This is a genomic window from Escherichia sp. R1, assembly GCF_003000935.1.
Lineage (GTDB): Bacteria > Pseudomonadota > Gammaproteobacteria > Enterobacterales > Enterobacteriaceae > Escherichia > Escherichia coli.
This window is the reverse complement of the sequence record NZ_PSRU01000072.1, coordinates 1-1,301: the sequence shown is the minus strand read 5'-3', so window position 1 is coordinate 1,301 and position 1,301 is coordinate 1. Positions and strand designations below refer to the sequence as shown.

Annotated in this window: 4 protein-coding genes; 2 read left to right on the top strand and 2 right to left on the bottom strand. The window is 57.0% G+C overall.

All coding sequences use genetic code 11. The features are described 5' to 3' along the window. Positions 1 to 239 (top strand): DUF6404 family protein (locus C4F37_RS27665; RefSeq protein ID WP_106106748.1); only part of this gene is annotated, 239 nt, incomplete at its 5' end. A 19-nt stretch (positions 240 to 258) separates the two neighbouring features. On the opposite strand, the gene C4F37_RS27095 is transcribed toward C4F37_RS27665, so the two are convergent. Both C4F37_RS27095 and C4F37_RS27090 read right to left on the bottom strand, forming a co-directional pair. Next, positions 259 to 768 carry a hypothetical protein gene (locus tag C4F37_RS27095; RefSeq protein ID WP_000194542.1) on the bottom strand — a complete coding sequence of 170 codons (510 nt, stop codon included), beginning with the start codon at positions 766 to 768 and terminating at the stop codon, positions 259 to 261. Then, on the bottom strand, positions 765 to 1,025 hold the full coding sequence (locus C4F37_RS27090) for a hypothetical protein (protein WP_000371882.1): 261 nt from the start codon (positions 1,023 to 1,025) through the stop codon (positions 765 to 767). Before C4F37_RS27090 ends, C4F37_RS27095 begins: the two co-directional genes overlap by 4 nt. Positions 1,026 to 1,126: 101 nt before the next feature. On the opposite strand from C4F37_RS27090, the gene C4F37_RS27085 reads away from it, so the two are divergent. After that, positions 1,127 to 1,301: transposase (locus C4F37_RS27085; RefSeq protein WP_139831787.1), on the top strand; the 175-nt coding region annotated here is incomplete at its 3' end.

The following is a 1,301-nucleotide window of genomic DNA, read 5'->3' as shown; positions in this document are numbered from 1 at the left end:
TCCGGCTTCCGCCATTACCCTTTATGCCGTTCTGGCAGGTCACGGTGCTGACGGGGGGCTTATGGGGCATTTCCTGGGGATGTGCAATGTGGTTTATCTACTGGGGGCCGTCAGGAATGGTGGCAGGTGAGGCCATTATTATAAGTATCACGGGGGGGTTTTTGTCCGGACTGCTCATGGCCTCTTTCCACTGGTGGCGCAGGAAAGTTAACCGGCTGCCACCATGGGATGATGTGTAAACCGTGCACAGGCGTGTTCTTACGGAGCGGCACTTTCATTTATCTGTACGCGAACCTCCATTCCTGCATCGTGACAGGCCTGCAGCCACTGCGCCACTTCCAGCGGATCGCCCTCCCGGCGTACCACCCTGCCTTCTTTATTCCATAACTGCAGACAGGTGCTGCCGTCGAGACGCACCACAAAATCCCCACGGCAGGCCTGATACGTTATGCCGTTCAGCTCCACCGCCAGATCAGTGGCAGAAGTGCCGCCTGCGGGCAGCAGAGGCTGTGCCACGGCCCGGCCGGCGTCCGTCAGCTCCACTGCCAGCTGCAGGTTCGGAGCGCGCAGGGTACGCAGCCAGCCGGCATCCTCCAGACGACGGCAGGAGGCGCGCAGGTTTGGCCCGTAGACCGGGGCTTCCCCGCTTTGCTCCAGCACCCGTTCTATGTCCCGCGTCAGCACGGGTCCTGGCCGTTTTTCATCAAGGGCAGCCAGCACAATCAGCACTCTCCGCTGCAGTGGCGACGGTCGGCGGCTCTGAGTCATTTCCAGTCATCCTCCGGCCAGATGAGCTTTCTGAGGCGCTGATGGTCGGCGTCAATGATCTCCTGTCTCTTTATGGCATTCATTGAGGTATAGCCATTTATGGCCAGTTCATGCCAGAAGATCAGCACGGCTCCGGCTTTGGCTGACTCGCAGAGATAAGTTACGCCGTGGCTGTCCAGATTGCATTCCCGGATGCGTTTTTCCGCAAACCGGGTCAGTTGTTCATAGCTGAGTGAAAACGTCATTTCCTGATCCATCCTGTACGTTCCATCTGATAATGTTCTGACAGGTAAAAATCATATCCTGAACCGCCCCGGGAATCCTGGAGACTAAACTCCCTGAGAAAGAGGTAAACAGGATGACTAAAAATACTCGTTTTTCCCCCGAAGTCCGTCAGAGGGCGATTCGTATGGTTCTGGAAAGTCAGGGCGAATATGACTCACAGTGGGCGGCAATTTGTTCCATTGCCCCAAAGATTGGCTGTACACCGGAGACTCTGCGTGTCTGGGTACGCCAGCATGAGCGGGATACCG